The sequence below is a fragment of the Oceanobacillus sojae genome (assembly GCF_007991515.1).
Taxonomy (GTDB): Bacteria; Bacillota; Bacilli; order Bacillales; family Amphibacillaceae; genus Oceanobacillus; species Oceanobacillus sojae.
The window spans coordinates 144,591-161,640 of the sequence record NZ_BJYM01000005.1 but is presented as its reverse complement, the minus strand read 5'-3'; the positions used below and the strand labels follow the sequence as shown (position 1 = coordinate 161,640).

At 37.6% G+C, this 17,050-nt stretch carries 16 protein-coding genes and 1 pseudogene; 12 read left to right on the top strand and 5 right to left on the bottom strand.

Annotated features, from left to right (window positions below; genetic code table 11):
• The first annotated feature begins 14 nt into the window (after nt 1-14).
• The 9 genes from OSO01_RS07555 (at nt 15) to accC (ending at nt 8,456) form a co-directional block, all read left to right on the top strand.
• On the top strand, nt 15-740 hold the full coding sequence (locus tag OSO01_RS07555; protein WP_147209825.1) for a 5-oxoprolinase subunit B family protein: 726 nt from the start codon (nt 15-17) through the stop codon (nt 738-740).
• A complete protein-coding gene (locus tag OSO01_RS07550) occupies nt 737-1,699 on the top strand; it encodes a 5-oxoprolinase subunit C family protein (protein ID WP_147209824.1) in 963 nt (320 codons plus the stop codon). Before OSO01_RS07555 ends, OSO01_RS07550 begins: the two co-directional genes overlap by 4 nt.
• A 5-nt stretch (nt 1,700-1,704) precedes the next feature.
• Nucleotides 1,705-2,781: a TRAP transporter substrate-binding protein gene (locus OSO01_RS07545; protein ID WP_147209823.1), complete on the top strand. Its 1,077-nt coding sequence runs from the start codon at nt 1,705-1,707 to the stop codon at nt 2,779-2,781.
• Between the two features lie 104 nt (nt 2,782-2,885).
• Entirely contained in the window at nt 2,886-3,362 is a 477-nt protein-coding gene (locus tag OSO01_RS07540; RefSeq protein ID WP_147209822.1) for a TRAP transporter small permease, read from the top strand.
• Nucleotides 3,363-3,404: 42 nt separating this feature from the next.
• Nucleotides 3,405-4,679, top strand: a complete 1,275-nt coding sequence (locus OSO01_RS07535) for a TRAP transporter large permease (protein ID WP_246145085.1) — start codon at nt 3,405-3,407, stop codon at nt 4,677-4,679.
• A 156-nt stretch (nt 4,680-4,835) separates the two neighbouring features.
• Nucleotides 4,836-6,053: a pyridoxal phosphate-dependent aminotransferase gene (locus OSO01_RS07530; RefSeq protein WP_147209821.1), complete on the top strand. Its 1,218-nt coding sequence runs from the start codon at nt 4,836-4,838 to the stop codon at nt 6,051-6,053.
• On the top strand, nt 6,050-6,490 hold the full coding sequence (locus tag OSO01_RS07525) for a RidA family protein (RefSeq protein WP_147209820.1): 441 nt from the start codon (nt 6,050-6,052) through the stop codon (nt 6,488-6,490). Before OSO01_RS07530 ends, OSO01_RS07525 begins: the two co-directional genes overlap by 4 nt.
• 81 nt (nt 6,491-6,571) lie before the next feature.
• A complete protein-coding gene (accB, locus tag OSO01_RS07520) occupies nt 6,572-7,054 on the top strand; it encodes an acetyl-CoA carboxylase biotin carboxyl carrier protein (protein WP_147209819.1) in 483 nt (160 codons plus the stop codon).
• A 13-nt stretch (nt 7,055-7,067) separates the two neighbouring features.
• Entirely contained in the window at nt 7,068-8,456 is a 1,389-nt protein-coding gene (gene accC, locus OSO01_RS07515) for an acetyl-CoA carboxylase biotin carboxylase subunit (RefSeq protein ID WP_147209818.1), read from the top strand.
• Between the two features lie 66 nt (nt 8,457-8,522).
• Here accC and OSO01_RS07510 read toward each other — a convergent pair whose 3' ends face one another.
• The 5 genes and pseudogenes from OSO01_RS07510 to OSO01_RS07490 all read right to left on the bottom strand — a co-directional run bounded on the left by OSO01_RS07510 (nt 8,523) and on the right by OSO01_RS07490 (nt 13,175).
• The gene (locus OSO01_RS07510; RefSeq protein WP_147209817.1) at nt 8,523-9,083 is read right to left on the bottom strand and encodes a biotin transporter BioY; all 561 of its coding nucleotides are present in this window, start codon (nt 9,081-9,083) and stop codon (nt 8,523-8,525) included.
• A 198-nt stretch (nt 9,084-9,281) separates the two neighbouring features.
• Nucleotides 9,282-10,013, bottom strand: a complete 732-nt coding sequence (locus tag OSO01_RS07505) for a hypothetical protein (protein WP_147209816.1) — start codon at nt 10,011-10,013, stop codon at nt 9,282-9,284.
• Nucleotides 10,014-10,299: 286 nt separating this feature from the next.
• Nucleotides 10,300-11,199, bottom strand: a pseudogene (locus OSO01_RS07500) (transposase); the annotation flags it as partial.
• Nucleotides 11,200-11,349: 150 nt separating this feature from the next.
• Entirely contained in the window at nt 11,350-11,541 is a 192-nt protein-coding gene (locus OSO01_RS07495; RefSeq protein ID WP_147209814.1) for a hypothetical protein, read from the bottom strand.
• Between the two features lie 281 nt (nt 11,542-11,822).
• The gene (locus tag OSO01_RS07490) at nt 11,823-13,175 is read right to left on the bottom strand and encodes an MFS transporter (protein ID WP_147209813.1); all 1,353 of its coding nucleotides are present in this window, start codon (nt 13,173-13,175) and stop codon (nt 11,823-11,825) included.
• Nucleotides 13,176-13,468: 293 nt separating this feature from the next.
• On the opposite strand from OSO01_RS07490, the gene OSO01_RS07485 reads away from it, so the two are divergent.
• The 3 genes from OSO01_RS07485 (at nt 13,469) to OSO01_RS07475 (ending at nt 16,997) form a co-directional block, all read left to right on the top strand.
• Nucleotides 13,469-14,908: an RNA-guided endonuclease InsQ/TnpB family protein gene (locus OSO01_RS07485; RefSeq protein WP_147209812.1), complete on the top strand. Its 1,440-nt coding sequence runs from the start codon at nt 13,469-13,471 to the stop codon at nt 14,906-14,908.
• A gap of 399 nt (nt 14,909-15,307) precedes the next feature.
• Complete coding sequence (locus tag OSO01_RS07480) at nt 15,308-16,009, top strand: response regulator transcription factor (RefSeq protein WP_147209811.1); 702 nt, start codon at nt 15,308-15,310, stop codon at nt 16,007-16,009.
• Entirely contained in the window at nt 15,996-16,997 is a 1,002-nt protein-coding gene (locus OSO01_RS07475; RefSeq protein ID WP_147209810.1) for a sensor histidine kinase, read from the top strand. The genes OSO01_RS07480 and OSO01_RS07475 overlap by 14 nt, the downstream gene beginning before the upstream one ends.
• The last annotated feature ends 53 nt before the right edge of the window (nt 16,998-17,050 follow it).

Genomic DNA, 17,050 nt, shown 5'->3' with positions numbered 1-17,050 from the left:
AGGGGGGCGTAATAATGAATGACTACAAGATGACCAGTTATGGTGATGCAGCTATCTGTGTTGTTTTTTCTGAAATATTTACGGAAGACGCCTGGATGAGGACACATGCTTTAGCTGCAAGGCTGAAGGAAGATAATTATCAATGGCTTTTAAGTATTATTCCTACGTATACTACGGTGATAATTCATTACAATATTATTTTGATAGACAAAGAAGCTGTAACACAAATAATCAGAGAAACTATTAATAAGCTTGATCCTGAATTAAAAATCCAAAAAAGAGATACACATTTTCTTCCTGTTGTTTATGGAGGAGAATTCGGTCCTGACTTACCGGCGATTGCAAAAAGGTTATATATGACAGAGGAAGAAGTTATCCAGAAGCATATAAACAGTCCAAGTCAGCTTTTATCTTTTACAAGTCCGGCAGGCCAGCCTTTAATGGGGAAATCTGAAATTCCGAATACGATTCCCCGAATGGAGACACCTTATGTGAAGATTCCTAAAGGCACGATTGCAATTGTAGGCAGTCAGACAACAATTTATACAAAGGAAACTCCGGGAGGATGGAGGTTGATCGGGCGCACTCCATTGCAGGTTACTAATCCAGAACAAATTCCACCATCCCCCTTTAAGATTGGAGATCTAATACAATTTTTCAGAATAGATGAAAAAGAATGGGGTTTCTATAAAAATAAAAAAGTAGAAGATATGCCGTATCTATTGGAGGAACAAAAATGAGTGACGAGCTTCTCATCTTAGAATCAAATATAGCATCTATTCAGGACATTGGAAGGTATGGGTTGGAGAATTATGGTTTTAGTATCAATGGGGCACTTGATCAGTTTGCTTATAAGATAAGTAATGCTTTACTGGGAAATCCGCTTGAAACACCGGCTATTGAAGTAACAGCCTTTAATTTTGCATTAAAAAGTCATGTTGATATCAGTGTTTGTGTTACTGGAGCACAGGCAATTGTTGAAGCAGACAATGAAGTCATGCCTCAATGGGAAACCTTTATATTAAAAAAAGAAAAGAAATTACGTATTTCCAAGATCCATTCTGGTATGAGAGTGTACATCAATATTGCAGGGGGGGTAAATGTCCCGCTTATACATGGAAGTGCATCCTACGATAGCATGATAGGTATCGGTACAAAATTAACTAAAGGAGATACGTTATCTTTAAATGGAAGTCTAACTAACTGTATAAGGAATAAAATGCGTATGCCGAAAGACGATATACCAGGGTATCAATCTCCTTGGAAAATCAATGTATGTCCTGGCCCTGATGTTGCTATTTTTAAAAAGCATATAAAGTTTTTTGAAGAAGCAAAATTCCGGGTTTCTTTGGAAAGTGACAACATTGGTATCCGGCTGGAGAAATATAGGTTAACCAAATTCTCACCACAGCAGAATTTATCAAGAGGTATTATTCCTGGCGCGATAGAAATTACCCCGCATGGCCAGCCTATTATTCTGCATAGGGGCAGGGGAGGAACAATAGGATATCCGGTAATAGCCTGTATTTCTTCAGCTGATTTGGACTTGGCGGGACAGGTAAGACCTCATGATACTGTCCGATTTACTTTTATCTCCACGGATAAAGCCATAGAGATTTATAGAAAAAGAGAAAAATATATTCAGCAAATACTGGATAAGAGCCTTGAATTAAATGATATATCAACAAAAGAGGAGTGATATAGGTGAGAAGCTTATTGAGAAGTATAGGTCTCCTGGCAGTTCTATGTATCTTTTCTATGCTGGCTGGTTGTATTGAGTTAACGGAACCCACAATAGCAGAGGAGAGCGGACCTTCAAATGAAAGTAATTCAGAGAGTGAGGTTACCCTCAGGTTAGGCCATGTATTTGCTGAAGATGATCCAATACATAAAAGTACGGTAATGCTGGCCGATCTTGCAAAGGAATATAGTGATGGTGAGCTTCAGATAGATGTGTATTCAAATAGTCAACTAGGCGAGGAAAGAGAATTAGTGGAAGGTGTACAAATGGGAATGGTTGATATTGGACTTTCGGCTAATGCTGCTGTGACTAACTTTATTCCATCACTTGTATATTGGGATTTTCCATATATCGTAGACAGTATTGAGCATATGGAGAGAATTGAGGATGATGAGTCAATTATGGGATCTTTGCAAGCTGATTTTGAAGATAATAATCTTGTGAATTTAGGCATACAGTATGGCGGATTTCGTCAGATAACAAACTCTGTACGACCTATTGAAACACTGGTGGATTTCAAAGGAATTAATATCAGACTTTTAGAAAGTGAAGTAATGATTTCTACCTTTGAAAACATACCTGGAACAAGAACTTCCAATATGGCATTTTCAGAATTATACTCAGGCTTGCAGCAGGGAGTTGTAAATGCTCAGGAAAATCCTTTGAATTCTATTTATAGTATGAAGTTTTTTGAAGTACAGGATTATTTGTCATTAACGAATCATTTTTTCACCACAAGATACTATCTTATGAATGCTGATAGATTTGATCAATTATCTGATAAACAACAAGAAGCACTGGTAAGAGCGACTGAGGAATCAATGGAATATCATAAAGAACAACTTTTTGCAGAGGAATCACAAATATTAGAAATATTAGAAGAGCAAGGTATGGAAATTAACGAAGTATCTGATGAATTTGTAAATGAGTTTAGAGAACAGATGAAAGAAGCAGTATACCCGCGATTTTACAATGTTGTTGGAAATGGCGACGAGGCAGAAGGGGAAGAGCTTATAGAGAAAATTGAAGAATTAAGATAAGAATCTGGAAAAGAGTTTATTAATCATTTTGCTTCCACGGGAGGCATGGTTCCCGGTAATATTAGCTGCGAAAGTGAATAAAGTCTAAGAAATAGGGTGAGGTCATGGAGCGAATTGAATCTATATTTAAATATATTGCAGTGTTTTTAATGGGTATCATTATTGTAACTGTCACATTACAAATTGTTGCGCGGGAAATAATCTATTTTCCTGTCAGCTGGACTCAGGAAGTGGCTAAATATTCCTTTATATGGATGAGTTTAATTGGAGCAGCACTTGGCATTAAGAATTTTTCTCATGTAAGTATTGATGCATTTGTTAGTAAATTACCACTAAAACTCCAAAAAATTATTCAATATTTTGTAGAGATCAGTATTATTTTATTTATGGCTGTTTTATTAGTTCAAAGCATTAAATTCAGTGTATCTGCTGCAGGGCAGACATCTCCAGTCTTAGGAGTACCCATGAGTGCTGTATACGTAGCCTTAATCGTATTTTCTATTCTATCTATATTTTTTGCCTTTGAAAAAATTATAAAAATAAAAAGAGGAATCATAAATTTTGAAGAACAAGATAAATAGAATAAATGTCTCTTGGAGCTACTTTAAAGGAGGTACAAAACAGTGATAGCAATACTTATGATTACATTTATCGTGTTAATATTTTTGAATATTCCAATAGCATTTGCTTTAGCCATAGCCTGTTTATTAGCATTACTAACTGATCCAGTACTGCCATTGACTCTTATTCCGCAGCGGGTTTTTAACGGCTTAGATTCCTTTCCTCTGCTGGCGATCCCTTTCTTCATTCTGGCGGGTGCTATTATGGACAAAGGCGGTGTATCTGCAAAAATTATTAATTTAGCTAATGTATTAGTAGGCCATATCCGGGGAGGATTAGCAATGATTACGATCGTTGCTTCGATGATATTTTCTTCCATGACCGGATCATCTACAGCTGCAACTGCAGCTATTGGTAAAATTGTAGTACCTTCAATGAACGAAAAAGGATATTCTAAAGGGTTTTCTGCTGCATTAGTAGCTGCTTCCGGATCACTGGGCTCGGTTATACCGCCAAGTATTACTCTGATTATTTTTGGAGTTGTCGGCGGGGCTTCTATTGGTAAATTACTGATCGGCGGAATTTTACCTGGTATTATTTTAGGAATTATGTTAATGCTGGTCAGTTATATTATCGCATTGGTTATGAAGTATCCATCTGAAGAAAGGCAATCTATTAAAGACCTTGGGCGGTCATTCGTTGATGCAATTTTAGCATTATTCATGCCTGTAATTATGCTGGGAGGTATTTTGCTTGGTATTTTTACAGCAACGGAATCTGCTGTAGTAGCCATTATATATGGATTAATCCTGGGTATGTTTGTTTATAAAAAGATACGTATAAAGGATCTGCCGAATATTTTTTATGAGACCATATTAATTTCTTCTATGGTTGTACTGATTATTGGAATTGCAGATTTATTTGGCTGGCTGGTTACTTCCCAACAGCTTCCACAATTAATAGCTGGTTTAATCACTTCTATCACAACGAATCCATATCTGATTTTGTTCTTGATCTTGTTGTTATTGCTGTTTGTAGGATTATTTATGGAAGCGAGTGCTGCAATTATTATTTTGACGCCTGTACTGCTGCCTATAACTAATTCAATGGGAGTAGATCCAATTCATCTGGGGGTAGTAATGATTTCTGCATTAGCAATCGGAGTGGTCACACCACCAATGGGAGTTAATCTTTTTGTAGCAAGTGCAATTACAAATTTAAATGTCAGTGTCGTGATAAAACATATTTGGCCATTTGTGCTGGCCATGATTGTCGGTTTGATAATTATCGCATACTTTCCATTTTTCACTACCTGGCTGCCATCTCTAATTGATTAAATACATTATAATCCCTGGACAGTACATGATGCATTTCAACAATTGCAAAATGTGCTGTCGGCAGTAAAAGAGGATTTGTAAGGAAATGAGCAGGGGAAATTAAAATAGAAAGTCAGAAAGATTTCATTACAAACTTAAACGGGAGAGGGTGCTTGTATGGATTCTGTGGAAAAGAAATTTTTAAAGCTTGGTGCTGAGAATGCACCAGGTCAGGAAGGAAGGCAGAATAATGATGCAATGAACCTGGTGGGTGATAGGATACCGGGAAGATCAGTTGATTTTTCCCATGGCGACGTCGATGCTTTCCAACCAATTCCAGGCTCTTTAGATAATTTTGTAGAAGGTGTGCAAGTTGGCGGTAAACAGGCATATACGGAATATCGGGGCAGCAAAGAAATTCGTGAAATAACGGCCGGAAAACTTGCTGCATTCACTGGCTCAAAAAAAATTGATCCTGAAAAGAATCTAATTATTACTCCAGGTACACAAGGAGCTCTTTTTTTAGCAATGGGTTCTGTTATTAGCCGGAATGACAAGATTGCTATTGTAGCACCTGATTATTTTGCCAACAGAAAATTAGTAGAATTTTTTGAAGGAGAAGTCGTTTATATAGAAATGGATTACTTTCATTCTGTTTCAGGTGCTGGATTAAATCTGGAAAAGCTGGAGGAAGCCTTTAAAGCAGGTGTGAAGCTCTTTTTATTTTCGAATCCAAATAATCCGGTGGGGGTAATTTATTCCCCGGATGAAATTAGAGAAATTGCTGAGCTTGCGCAGGCTTATGATGTGCAGATTATCGTTGACGAGCTATATTCACGACAGGTTTTTGAAGGTCATAGCTACACGCATTTAGCAGCACAGAATATTTTAAATCCTGAAAACCTGATTACTATTATGGGCCCTTCAAAAACAGAATCCTTAAGTGGATATAGGCTGGGTGTAGCATTCGGTTCATCTGAAATTATTAACCGCATGGAAAAACTGCAGGCTATCGTATCGTTGAGAGCAGGAGGCTACAATCAGGCCGTATTGAAAACCTGGTTTCATGAGCCGGAGGGGTGGATGGCCCAAAGAATTGCGCAGCATCAAGCTATCCGTGATGATTTAGTTACAAAGCTGCGTTCGATTCAAGGTTTTAAAGTAAGGTCAACAGAAGCGGGCAGCTATTTATTTCCTAAAGTGCCGGAATTAACTGTTACGATAGAGGAATTTGTAAAGATTCTCCGTATTCAGGCAAATGTTATTGTAACTCCGGGAACTGAATTTGGCCCAGAGTTTACCGATAGCTTTCGTATGAACTTTTCACAGGATCATTCAGCTGCTGTAGAGGCTATAGATCGTATTGGAACAGTAGTGAAGGGGTATCGAAAATGATTCATTCTGAAGAAAATGTCTCCCCTATTCCGCAGGGACAATATATCCCTGCTTCACGTTTTGAAGATTTGATATTCACATCCGGTATGACACCAAGACGCAAGGGCATTTTGATTCAAACTGGAAAAGTCAGTTCAGAAGAGCCTCTGCATATTTATAAGAAAGCAGTCAGACTTGCAGTTTCAAATGCATTGAATGCCGCTCATAATATAATTAATGAAGACGAAAAATTAAATCAAATATTAGCGTTAAACGTCTACGTTAATGCGCAAGAAAGCTTTCAAGCACATTCGGACTTAGCTGATTTTGCTTCAGAATATCTTTATGAACAGCTGGGGCAGAATGGTATTGGGAGCAGAGCAGCAATAGGAGTTGCATCATTGCCTGGTAATGCACCAATAGAAATCCAAATCACCGCTGCTTGTACTAAATACTGAACGACCTGTATTTTCTCTATCAGTATATGCTGAAAAAGAGATATTTTATTGTAAACTGGATGATAAGGAAGTGAAGAAAAAATGCTGAAAATACAAGAAATAAGTGAACTTATTAAGTCAATAGACCAGTCCTCCATCAGTGAATTTACCTTTCAAGCAAATGGAACGACGATATCCATGAAAAAAAATAGCAACACCACCAACACAGAACTGCAGAATCAAGCAGTAGCAGTGCATGAGCATGCATCAGTAAAAGAAGAGCAGGAGCGGACTGCATCAGACGCATCAGCGAAAATAGAAGACGTTAAAGATACAGCTGACTATGATTATGAAATCCTATCTCCTATTGTAGGAACACTTTATATGTCACCATCACCAGACAGTGATCCTTATGTTTCTGAAGGCAGTAAGGTAAAAAAGTATACAGTGGTCTGTATTGTGGAAGCAATGAAGCTATTTAATGAGGTAGAAGCAGAAGTTACAGGGGAAATAACAGAAATATTAGCTGAAGATGGTGAAATGGTTGAATATGGTCAGCCATTATTTAGAGTAAAGGTAAAGTGAGGGGATGGAGCAAGTGATACAAAAACTGTTAATTGCTAACAGGGGAGAAATAGCTGTACGAATAATTCGTGCGTGTAAGGAGATGGGAATTGAGACTGTCGCAGTTTATTCCGAAGCGGATGAAGACGCATTGCATGTTCAACTGGCGGATGAAGCATATTGCATCGGACCGGCATCGAGTAAAGACAGTTATCTTAACTTCACGAACATCATGAGTGCAGCAGCACTTTCAAAGGTTCAGGCAATCCATCCGGGCTACGGGTTTTTGGCTGAGAATGCTGATTTTGCGGAGATTTGCAGGGAATGTAATATTATATTTATTGGCCCCTCGCCGGAGGCTATTCAAAAAATGGGAATAAAAGATGTTGCCAGAGAGACGATGAAGGAAGCTGGAGTTCCTATAGTGCCAGGCTCAGATGGAATTATAGAAAGTGAAGAAGAAGCAAAGGAAATAGCTGAAAAAATTGGTTATCCAGTTATCATAAAAGCAACTGCCGGTGGCGGAGGAAAAGGTATTCGGATTGTGAGGACAGCTGATGAACTGGTTAAAGGTATCCGCATTACGCAAAAAGAGGCTGAAATAGCATTTGGAAATCCCGGGGTGTATCTTGAAAAATATATTGAGGATTTCCGGCATATAGAGATTCAGATATTAGCGGATAACTATGGCAGTGTTGTTCATTTGGGAGAAAGAGATTGCACCATCCAAAGAAGACTTCAAAAGCTGATTGAAGAATCCCCTTCACCTGCAATCACTCCGGATATACGGAAGAAGATGGGAGAGGTTTCTGTTCAGGCTGCAAAGGCAGTAGACTATACAGGTGCCGGAACAATTGAATATATTTTTGATAGAAAAAGTAAAGCATTTTACTTCATGGAAATGAATACAAGGATTCAGGTAGAGCATCCAGTTACAGAAATGGTAACCGGTGTAGATTTAATCAAAGAACAAATTAAAATCGCAAACAATGAAGAAATTTCCTTCGAGCAGGATGATATTAAATTTGAGGGCTGGTCAATCGAGTGCAGAATCAATGCAGAGCATCCCTTTAAAAATTTTATGCCTTCAGCAGGTGAAATAGAAATGTACCTGGCTCCAGGAGGATTAGGTGTAAGAGTTGATTCAGCTGTGTATTCCGGCTATCGGATACCACCTTATTATGATTCTATGATTGCTAAATTAATTACATATGGGTCCAGTCGTGAAGAGGCAATTCATCGTATGAGACGGGCGCTGGATGAATTTTTAATTGATGGGGTCCATCATACAATCCCATTTCATCGTCTAATTATGGAGCATGATGTTTTTATAGCAGGTGATTATAATACGGACTTTTTGGAGAAGCATCCGATACCTGGAAAAAAACAGCAAATGGATGATTCGGCCAGAATAGTTAAATGACAGCGAAGCAGCTTGAATCTAATTCAGGCTGCTTCTTCTACACGCTGATCTGTCAGATTAACCAACCTAATACGTATTTCGCTTTTTACTGTCAATCAACGGATACACCCGATTTAATTTTATAATAACAGCACTTGCTATAAGAGCTTTTAAAAGATCCCCCGGCAAAAACACCAAGGCTGAAATGGCAGTCGGCCCCCAAGGAAGATTAGATAAAATAGATAAATAGGTAACGCCAATAATATTAATGACGATGACTCCGCCAAGGGTTGTGATCAATACGAGCTTCCAATAGGTCAGGCTGCGGATACTTTTTTCTGTTAGATAACCAATAAGCCATGCTGCAATCGGATATGATAGAATATATCCTCCTGTTGGTCCAATAAGCACACCTAAGCCGCCGCGTCCGCCAGTTAATAATGGTGCACCAACCGCAACGAGAAAAACGAAAAGTAATATACTGAGTCCGCCCCGCTTTGCTCCTAATATACCGCCAGCAAGCATGATGCCAAGTGTCTGTGCTACGATTGGTACAGGAATAAAGGGAACTGGAATAGGAGGGAAAATAGCTAAAACTCCCATAATTGCTGCGAATAGTGACATAAACATCATATCTTTTAACTTCAATGTACTTCCCTCTTTCTTTATGTAATATTAATAGAATAAGTGAATGAATACTTATTGTCAACTTGTAATATTTTTAGGTGACAATATAGATTTATTTTGTTGAAGCATTGTTACATTAATCAAATAAATGAGCTGTCATCAAATGCATATTATGCATTTTGCGACAGCTCATTTATTGATAATTATACTCTCACATTTTTATTCGTAGCTTCCACCTTTACCATTGAAGTCTACCCAAATACCGTATTGATCACCTATTGATTCACCTGTGTGCACTCTTAAATAATACGTTACAGCTGAGGCTGGAGCTACTCTTTTAAATGTTAAATATGATTTTGCTGATATTCCTTCACTACGGTGTTCTGTTTTCCTGGAAATTAATAAATTTGGATCTTCATAGTTACCAATATTTACTCTTATAGAATAGTTGGAAACACTATCTATATAGTTGCTTCCACCTGTATGGGTATCAATATAAAGCCTAGCGGTGTATTCAGCTTGTGTTAGTATGTCATCTCCTTTAGCTCTTATAGTCATAAATTGACCGTTAGCATCTTGTGTGACAATTTCATCTTTTTCAATATCTAATACTTCTAATTCTACTTTGCTGTATGACCCATCATCATAACGAATTATTTGGTCTTGAATTCCTTCTTCTGTCGCATTAAATTCTTTCATTTGTTCTTCAATTTGTTCATTTGAGATAAATGCTTTGTTTTCATTTTCTGGTTTTTGGGAATCTAGTGTTTTGCCGTCTTTTAATTTTTTGATGACGTTTTCAATATCATTTTCTGAAGAGCCGTCTTGTCTCATTTGTTCCTTGATTTGGTCGTAATCGATGTCATCTGAGTTGTCAGCAATAACATTAGCACCACCAATTACCAGTGACAGAAGAAATAGTGTTGCGATTGATAAAAAATACTTTTTCATACCGCTTTAACCTCCTATAAATTATTATGGTTTTCACTATAACAAGATATCTAGTATAATTTGATAAGAAAGGAGCGGGGTATTATGTTACTTTTTCGTGTTTTATCTATTATTGTAGCTTTGTTAATTGGATATTTAGTATATTATTTTTCCAAAAAAGTGTTAGCAGGGTTGATACTTGTAATTATTTTAGGTTTTCTTTTTCCGGTGTTTTTAACTGATTCTTCTTTTCTGTTGTTTAGTGTATTAATAAATATATTGCTGTATTTTGTTTTAATACTGATTGTTAAGAAAAGACACTAGATATAGTGTTATAGTATATAAGTGCCCTGTAATCTAATTGATAAAACATAAGTTTTACTTTTCTGGAATTTTTCAAGGAACTGTACAAGAAATTTAAAAGAGACTGGGACATAACTAGCCAAATAATGAAAAGATGGATTTCACATCGGGTTTCGATGTGAAATCCATCTTTTTTAAAATTATTTATAAGTAGATACATAAAAAAGCGGCTAGAGGCAGTGTATTTTCTCAGGTTCACTGCCATTAAGGCGAATCCCAATTCATTTTCCACTTTGGTTTTTCCTCGCACAGAGAAACGAGTGCACCCCAAATTAGCCTTCAAGAATCCAAAGAAAGGCTCCACATCTATCTTATGTTTCCCGTAAAGCTTGCCCATTTCTTCATCTGAAAGCTGTTCTCCCATCGTCTTCTTTTGAGCTTCCCATTTTTTCATTATAAAATATTTTTCGGTTGTTGCCTTCCTTTGCTTTGGTTCATTGCTCTCGTAAAGGACAGCCTGTACAATCTTCACACTCATAGACCTTAAATTGTCGTTAGTAACCATACTTGTCTGTCCATTGGAATCATAGCGATAAGTAACGGCTTGACCATTTGGACAAGTAAAGACATCTTTTTCGGCATCATAATCCCAGTTAGCGGTGTTAAAAGGATTGTTTTTATATTTTTTCTTCTTCACTTTACGATACATATTATAAGTGATGAGGGCAGTTCGTAATAGTTCCAGGGTGACATTTTCTATATTTTGTTCACTTCCATAACCTGCATCCGCTACATGGAAATCAGGCAACGTAAAATATTCCTTTTCAATTCGAGCTAAAAAAGGAATCAATGTTCGTGTGTCGGTCGGATTCGGAAAAATATCATAGGCTAAGGCGTGACGTTCTTCTGTTTTTGTAGTGGTACTTTAACTTTATCAGAAGGTATCCTTTTTTTATACATTTTTTAATCCAATTAAAAAAGTGACTTCCTACTTAATCTTAGTAGAAAATCACTTTTTCTGTTTTTACTGGGTTTTGTCCCAGCCTCTTTTTTGTTATTCATCATCTATTCCAGATTTATGACCACCAATTAGTTTAGAATGATAAATAGCTGTTCCACTTTTAACTAAGGTGAAGGCATATAGCAAAGAAGTGTAGCCGTACTTTTTTCTTACAAAGTCAATCGTTCTATCCAGCTCTTCATTTTTAATTGTTTGCTCTGCATCTTCAAAGAGGCTCAGCTGCAACGGTTGCCATTTTGCAATGAACCTGTTCTGGTCATCATTTTTTTAGCCTGGTGATTCAGCGCTAATTTTGCTATAAGTGGATTGCTCCCTATGTCTACAGTTACTACTAGTCCTAAAGGTCCGATTTGTTCAAGAGCCTTTAGAGAAGCCGTCTTTTGGTCATACCTTTAGGTGTATGCCCTTGTGATATTAATATTCAGTGAGGGATGAAAATCCCCTGAATGAAGCTTTGTTTTATCTTCAACTTTCAAGAATCCCATGTTTGTCACATAAGCAAGAAATCAGTTGCTTCTTACCTTCATTTTACCAGGCAGCTTTAACGCCAAAGCAAGTACAATGACACAGAAAACAAAACAAATAATCGCGACCAGATGTAAATGCTGATCATCTAAATGACGGTTAAATGTCAGTCCAAGTAAACTGGAAGATAAAATCGAACCTAAATACCTGCTAGTCTGAAATAGACCGGATGCTGAGCCTGTTTCTTCCGGTTTTACATGTTCATAAAGTGCTGTTTGCATAGAAATATTATTGAAGCCGTTACTCATTCCAAGCACGGCCATAATGATGAGCAGCCATAACAATGGAGATGTTTCATGATATGTTAACAGGAGACCTGTACCAACTAAGAGCAGTGCTGCTCCTATAACCATTGGCAACTTGGAGCCATATTTATCAATGATACGGCCCGCAAGTGGAGAAACAATTACACCGAAGCCTGCCAGTGCTAACATAATCAAGCCGGTGTGCTGTTCACTATAGTTACGAACCTGCTGCAGAAATGTAGGAAATCCAAAAAAGTAGCAATAATAAATCAGGTTAATACTCATAAATTGCACATAAATCAATGAAACGGTATGATTTTTCGTTAATCCTTTCATATCAATAAAAGGCTCCGCCTGTTTTATTTCATATAGATAAAATATGGTTCCTGCAGCTATAAACATGAATAATGCCCACCAACGGATATTTTGATCCAGTGACAGCAAAAATAGTATGATACCCACGATTGCTGTAATAAATAGGCCTATTCCAATAAAATCAATTCGTTTTATCTCAAATTTTCCTTGCCCTGTATTTGGCAAAACAAATAAAGCCAATACAAAGGACAATATAATAAATGGGAAGTTAATAAGAAAAATGGAATGCCAATCCCATGATGCAATCAGAAAACCGCCAATGGAGGGTCCAAACGCTGCTGAGGTTGAAGCAAAAACTGATAATACAGCCAGTGCTTTACCTTGTCCTTTTGTAATGTGCGTCCTGACCATGCTCATCCCGCTGGGAAATAATGTTGAACTGCCAATTGCCTGCAGTGCACGACAGGCTAAAAGTGAAAGGAAATTCGGCGAAAACGGCGCCAGCACAGAAGCCGCAGCTACGAGAATTAATCCTGCTATAAATAATTTTTTCGGACCAAACATATCACTTAATTTTCCCATTACAGGCTGGCCGGCCGCACTTGCCAGATAGAATATAGAAATAAGCCAGCTGGCATCGGCAAATGTTAATGTGAATTCATGCTGCATTCTTGTTAATGCCACTGAAATCATTGAAGAATTCAATGGGTTAAGTAATGTTCCCAGCCCGATTGTTAAAATGAACAGCCAGGGCTTTTGTATTTTTTCAGTCATTCAAATCACCTAAAATAGTATGTAGTCAAATCTAAATAATATCTCTATCATTTCAGCCAAGAGGACTCCTTCCTCAAAAATACCATCGGATTTTAGGTGGGAGGTGAATTGGTGGTTTTAATACTTCATCCATTTAGCTGTTAAGAAAATCCAAAGAAATATCTAATAGCATAAGTATACCATGAACAGTCTAAAAAAGTTGTTATCCACTTTCAGAATAGTGGTATTTTTCCCCTTCCTATGATATGATGGAATAATAGGAACAAATGTTCTGAAAGGGGGGTGGAAATGAAATGGCTGCTTATCAAACCATGCAAATTTGGGTAAAAAAAGGTCAACGGATGCATCCATATTTTCAAAATATGTGCCAAAACGCAAAGAATATGCATAACACAACCAACTTTTACATTCGGCAGGTTTTTACAGGTCTTAAACAAGAAAAGGAACTGCAGCTGTTACAAAAAGAAGTATTGGAAAGTCTCCAAACCCATTTGCCTACAATCAATGCGAACCAGCTGCAGACTTACCGACGAAGGAGTACAAAAGAACATGAAAAAGCCAAGTCAGAACAAAAGGAAATCAAATGTCATTTATTTGAGATGCCCTCTAAGGATAAACCATATATTTCTTATCCTTTTTTGAATGCCTTGTTTAAATTGATGAAACAGATCGATTATCAATCCCTGCCGATCCAATCGAGTCAAGGCATCATGAGAACAGTTTTTCAAAACTGGAAAGCCTTTTATGGCAATTTGCGGGAGTATAAAAAGAATCCCACAAAATGGAAAACACGTCCTAACATACCAGGATATTGTCGTTCCAAAGAAAAGGAAATAATCTTTTCAAATCAGGATTGCGTGGTAAAAGACAAGAAATTCTTGAAGTTCCCTAAAACAAAATTGCGTTTGAACATTGGGAAATTAGGTTATTCAGAAGGGAAACTGAAGCAGGTTCGGGTGGTTCCAAAGTATAGTCATTATGTTGTAGAGTTAGTTTTTCAGGTTCCTATAGAAGTAGAGAAGATAGAATCCAAAAATCGTCTTTTAGCTGTTGATTTAGGGATGGATAACCTTGCAACCATCGTCACGAATACCGGCAAAAGAGCCGTCTTAGTGAAGGGCAAAAACGTCAAATCCGTCAATCAACGCTTTAACCAGCTAAAAGCTTATTATACAGGAATCCTTCGACAAGGAAAACCAGTCAATGAGGGTACCTTTACATCCAATCGTTTGGAGAAAATCAGTCATCATCGATTTCTTCAAATCAAAGATCTCTTTCATAAAGCCAGTTTTCAAATCGTGAAAATCGCCTTGGAAGAGAATATTGATACTCTCATTATCGGTCAGAATAAAGCATGGAAACAACACGCCGCTATGGGGAAAAGAAATAACCAATCCTTTACAAGCCTTCCGCACAGCCTGCTTATTCAAATGATCAAATACAAAGCAGAGGAGCATGGGATAACCGTGGTGTTGACAGAAGAATCTTATACGTCAAAAGCCAGCTTTTTGGATAACGATGACATCCCGGTTTATGGTCAGAAGAATAAAAACGCTGTATTTTCAGGGAAACGCATCAAACGTGGGCTTTACCTTTCGAAAAACAGGGAGCGCATCAATGCAGATGTAAATGGCGCTGCAAATATTATGCGAAAAGTTTTCAAAGATGCGTTTCATCGCAACTTTTCCAATATCGAGGCTTTACGAAGACCGGTAACTTTGGTTGTAAGATAAAAGTAGTCCCAAAGGCAGGACCAATGGGATAGCGGGGTTGGGTGTTTTCAGCACACCGATGTGTCAACTCCACTGGAGGTTAATCGTCATCTTGAAAGTCGACACCCCAGAAACCCCCACTTCAACTTTCGATGAAAATTAAGTGGTGGGAGTATTCATCATAGGCGAATTTAGAAAAAATAAAAAGTTATTTGTTTATTAAAGCAAACAAGAGCAACACTTTGCTGGAAACAGGATAGATTCTTTTAAATGGAGAATAAGCCAATAATAATTTCCTGAAAATTTTAGAAGAAAAAGTGAAAAAGGCATTTTTATTCTATAAATTTTTGTAATTCATTTGTATAATGACTGATAGATATCAGTTAACAAGCAGTAAACTGAGAAATAGGGGGGACAGCTATGAAATTACTCATTGTAGAGGATGATAAAACGATTGCTTCCGGCTTGGAGTATTCCTTAAATCAAGAGGGATACGAGGTTTTTGTGTGCCATCAGGTGCAAGAAGCGGAGAAAATAATCAATACAGATATAAACTGCATTTCCTTATGCTTATTTGATTTATCACTGCCTGATGGAAGCGGCTATGATTTATGCCGGCTTGTAAAAGAAAATGCAGATGTCCCGGTTATTTTTCTCACAGTTATCGATGATGAGGTAAATGTAGTGATGGGATTGGATATGGGGGCAGATGATTATATTACGAAGCCATTTCGTATCCGTGAGTTAAGCTCACGGATTAAAACCGTGCTCAGACGTTATCAAAAGAATGGTACCAAGGAAAAAGATTCTATCCAAATTGATTCGTTAGTAGTATTACCGTTAGAGGGAAAAGTATATAAGGCGGATGCTGAACTTGCTCTAACAGCACTGGAATATCGGCTGTTAATGATTTTTATCAACCATCGCGGACAGATTCTTTCACGGGAGCAGCTTTTAGAAATGATATGGGATGTGGCTGGCGAATTTGTTAACGATAATACACTTACAGTCTATATTAAACGGCTCCGAAAGAAAATAGAGGATAATCCGCAAAGACCGGCGTTAATAGAAACAGTCAGAGGGCTGGGATACAGGATGGCGGCAGAAGATGTTAAGAAATAAAGAAATAAGTGTCTTTCTCACTTCAACTATATTGATTCTGGGAATCGGTATTCTATCAGGTTTTATGCATTCACCAGTAACTGCTTTATTTATTGCTATTGTCGGCGGCAGCCTGGCCATTTGCTATATCGTATGGATGGTTTGGCGTTACCGGAAAATCATTCAACTGTCTAGTTATTTACGAAAAATCATGGCAGGAGATACGACACTGGATGTCCGCGATAACAGAGAGGGCGACCTGAGTATATTAAAAAATGAAATCTATAAAATGACAAGGATGTTATCTGAACAGCAGGAAGGATTGCAGAAGGATAAAGAAAAGCTGACGGATGCGATTTCAGATATTTCCCATCAGATAAAAACACCGCTCACCTCGATGACGGTGATGGCTGATTTATTAAGCGAGCCGAATTTGGATACGAAAAAACGGCAGGAATTTACATACCATATCCGTAAGCAATTGGAGCGGATGGAGTGGCTTGTTTCTTCCTTATTAAAGCTTTCCAAAATGGATGCCGGGACTGTTTTATTCAGTAAGGAAAAAGTGGAAGTGCCCCAGCTGGTAAAAGAAGCTGCTGCACCAATGGAAATACCTCTTGAATTGAAAGAAATAAAGCTGAAGATAGAAGGAGCTCAGAAAACTACCTTTATGGGTGATAAAAACTGGACGAAAGAAGCTTGTATTAATATTTTAAAGAATGCAATTGAACACACACCAAATGGTGGAGAAATTACTATTTCTTATGAAGAGAATGCTATTTTTACAGAAATCAGAATCAGGGACAATGGGCCGGGAATTGAAAAACATGAGCTCTCACATATATTCAAACGTTTTTATAAGGGAAGTCATGCAGCAGAGGGAAGTGTTGGTATTGGACTTGCTATGGCTTATTCAATTGTTACTAACCAAAAGGGAGATATTGAAGTCCTTAGCAAGCCGGGGGAAGGAACCGTCTTTATTTTGAAATTTTATAAGCGGGTCGTCTAAAAGAAGGTTCAAAAAACTCGCAATTGATAAGCGAACGAGATTTAGCAGCTTTT

What these genes read in the sequence shown, in the direction of transcription:
- OSO01_RS07480 (WP_147209811.1), top strand. Translation starts at nt 15,308, where the DNA reads ATGAAATTACTCATTGTAGAGGATGATAAAACGATTGCTTCCGGCTTG.
- OSO01_RS07540 (WP_147209822.1), top strand. Translation starts at nt 2,886, where the DNA reads ATGGAGCGAATTGAATCTATATTTAAATATATTGCAGTGTTTTTAATG.
- OSO01_RS07555 (WP_147209825.1), top strand. Translation starts at nt 15, where the DNA reads ATGAATGACTACAAGATGACCAGTTATGGTGATGCAGCTATCTGTGTT.
- OSO01_RS07525 (WP_147209820.1), top strand. Translation starts at nt 6,050, where the DNA reads ATGATTCATTCTGAAGAAAATGTCTCCCCTATTCCGCAGGGACAATAT.
- OSO01_RS07485 (WP_147209812.1), top strand. Translation starts at nt 13,469, where the DNA reads ATGGCTGCTTATCAAACCATGCAAATTTGGGTAAAAAAAGGTCAACGG.
- OSO01_RS07530 (WP_147209821.1), top strand. Translation starts at nt 4,836, where the DNA reads ATGGATTCTGTGGAAAAGAAATTTTTAAAGCTTGGTGCTGAGAATGCA.
- OSO01_RS07490 (WP_147209813.1), bottom strand. Translation starts at nt 13,175, where the DNA reads ATGACTGAAAAAATACAAAAGCCCTGGCTGTTCATTTTAACAATCGGG.
- accB (WP_147209819.1), top strand. Translation starts at nt 6,572, where the DNA reads ATGCTGAAAATACAAGAAATAAGTGAACTTATTAAGTCAATAGACCAG.
- OSO01_RS07550 (WP_147209824.1), top strand. Translation starts at nt 737, where the DNA reads ATGAGTGACGAGCTTCTCATCTTAGAATCAAATATAGCATCTATTCAG.
- OSO01_RS07505 (WP_147209816.1), bottom strand. Translation starts at nt 10,013, where the DNA reads ATGAAAAAGTATTTTTTATCAATCGCAACACTATTTCTTCTGTCACTG.
- OSO01_RS07475 (WP_147209810.1), top strand. Translation starts at nt 15,996, where the DNA reads ATGTTAAGAAATAAAGAAATAAGTGTCTTTCTCACTTCAACTATATTG.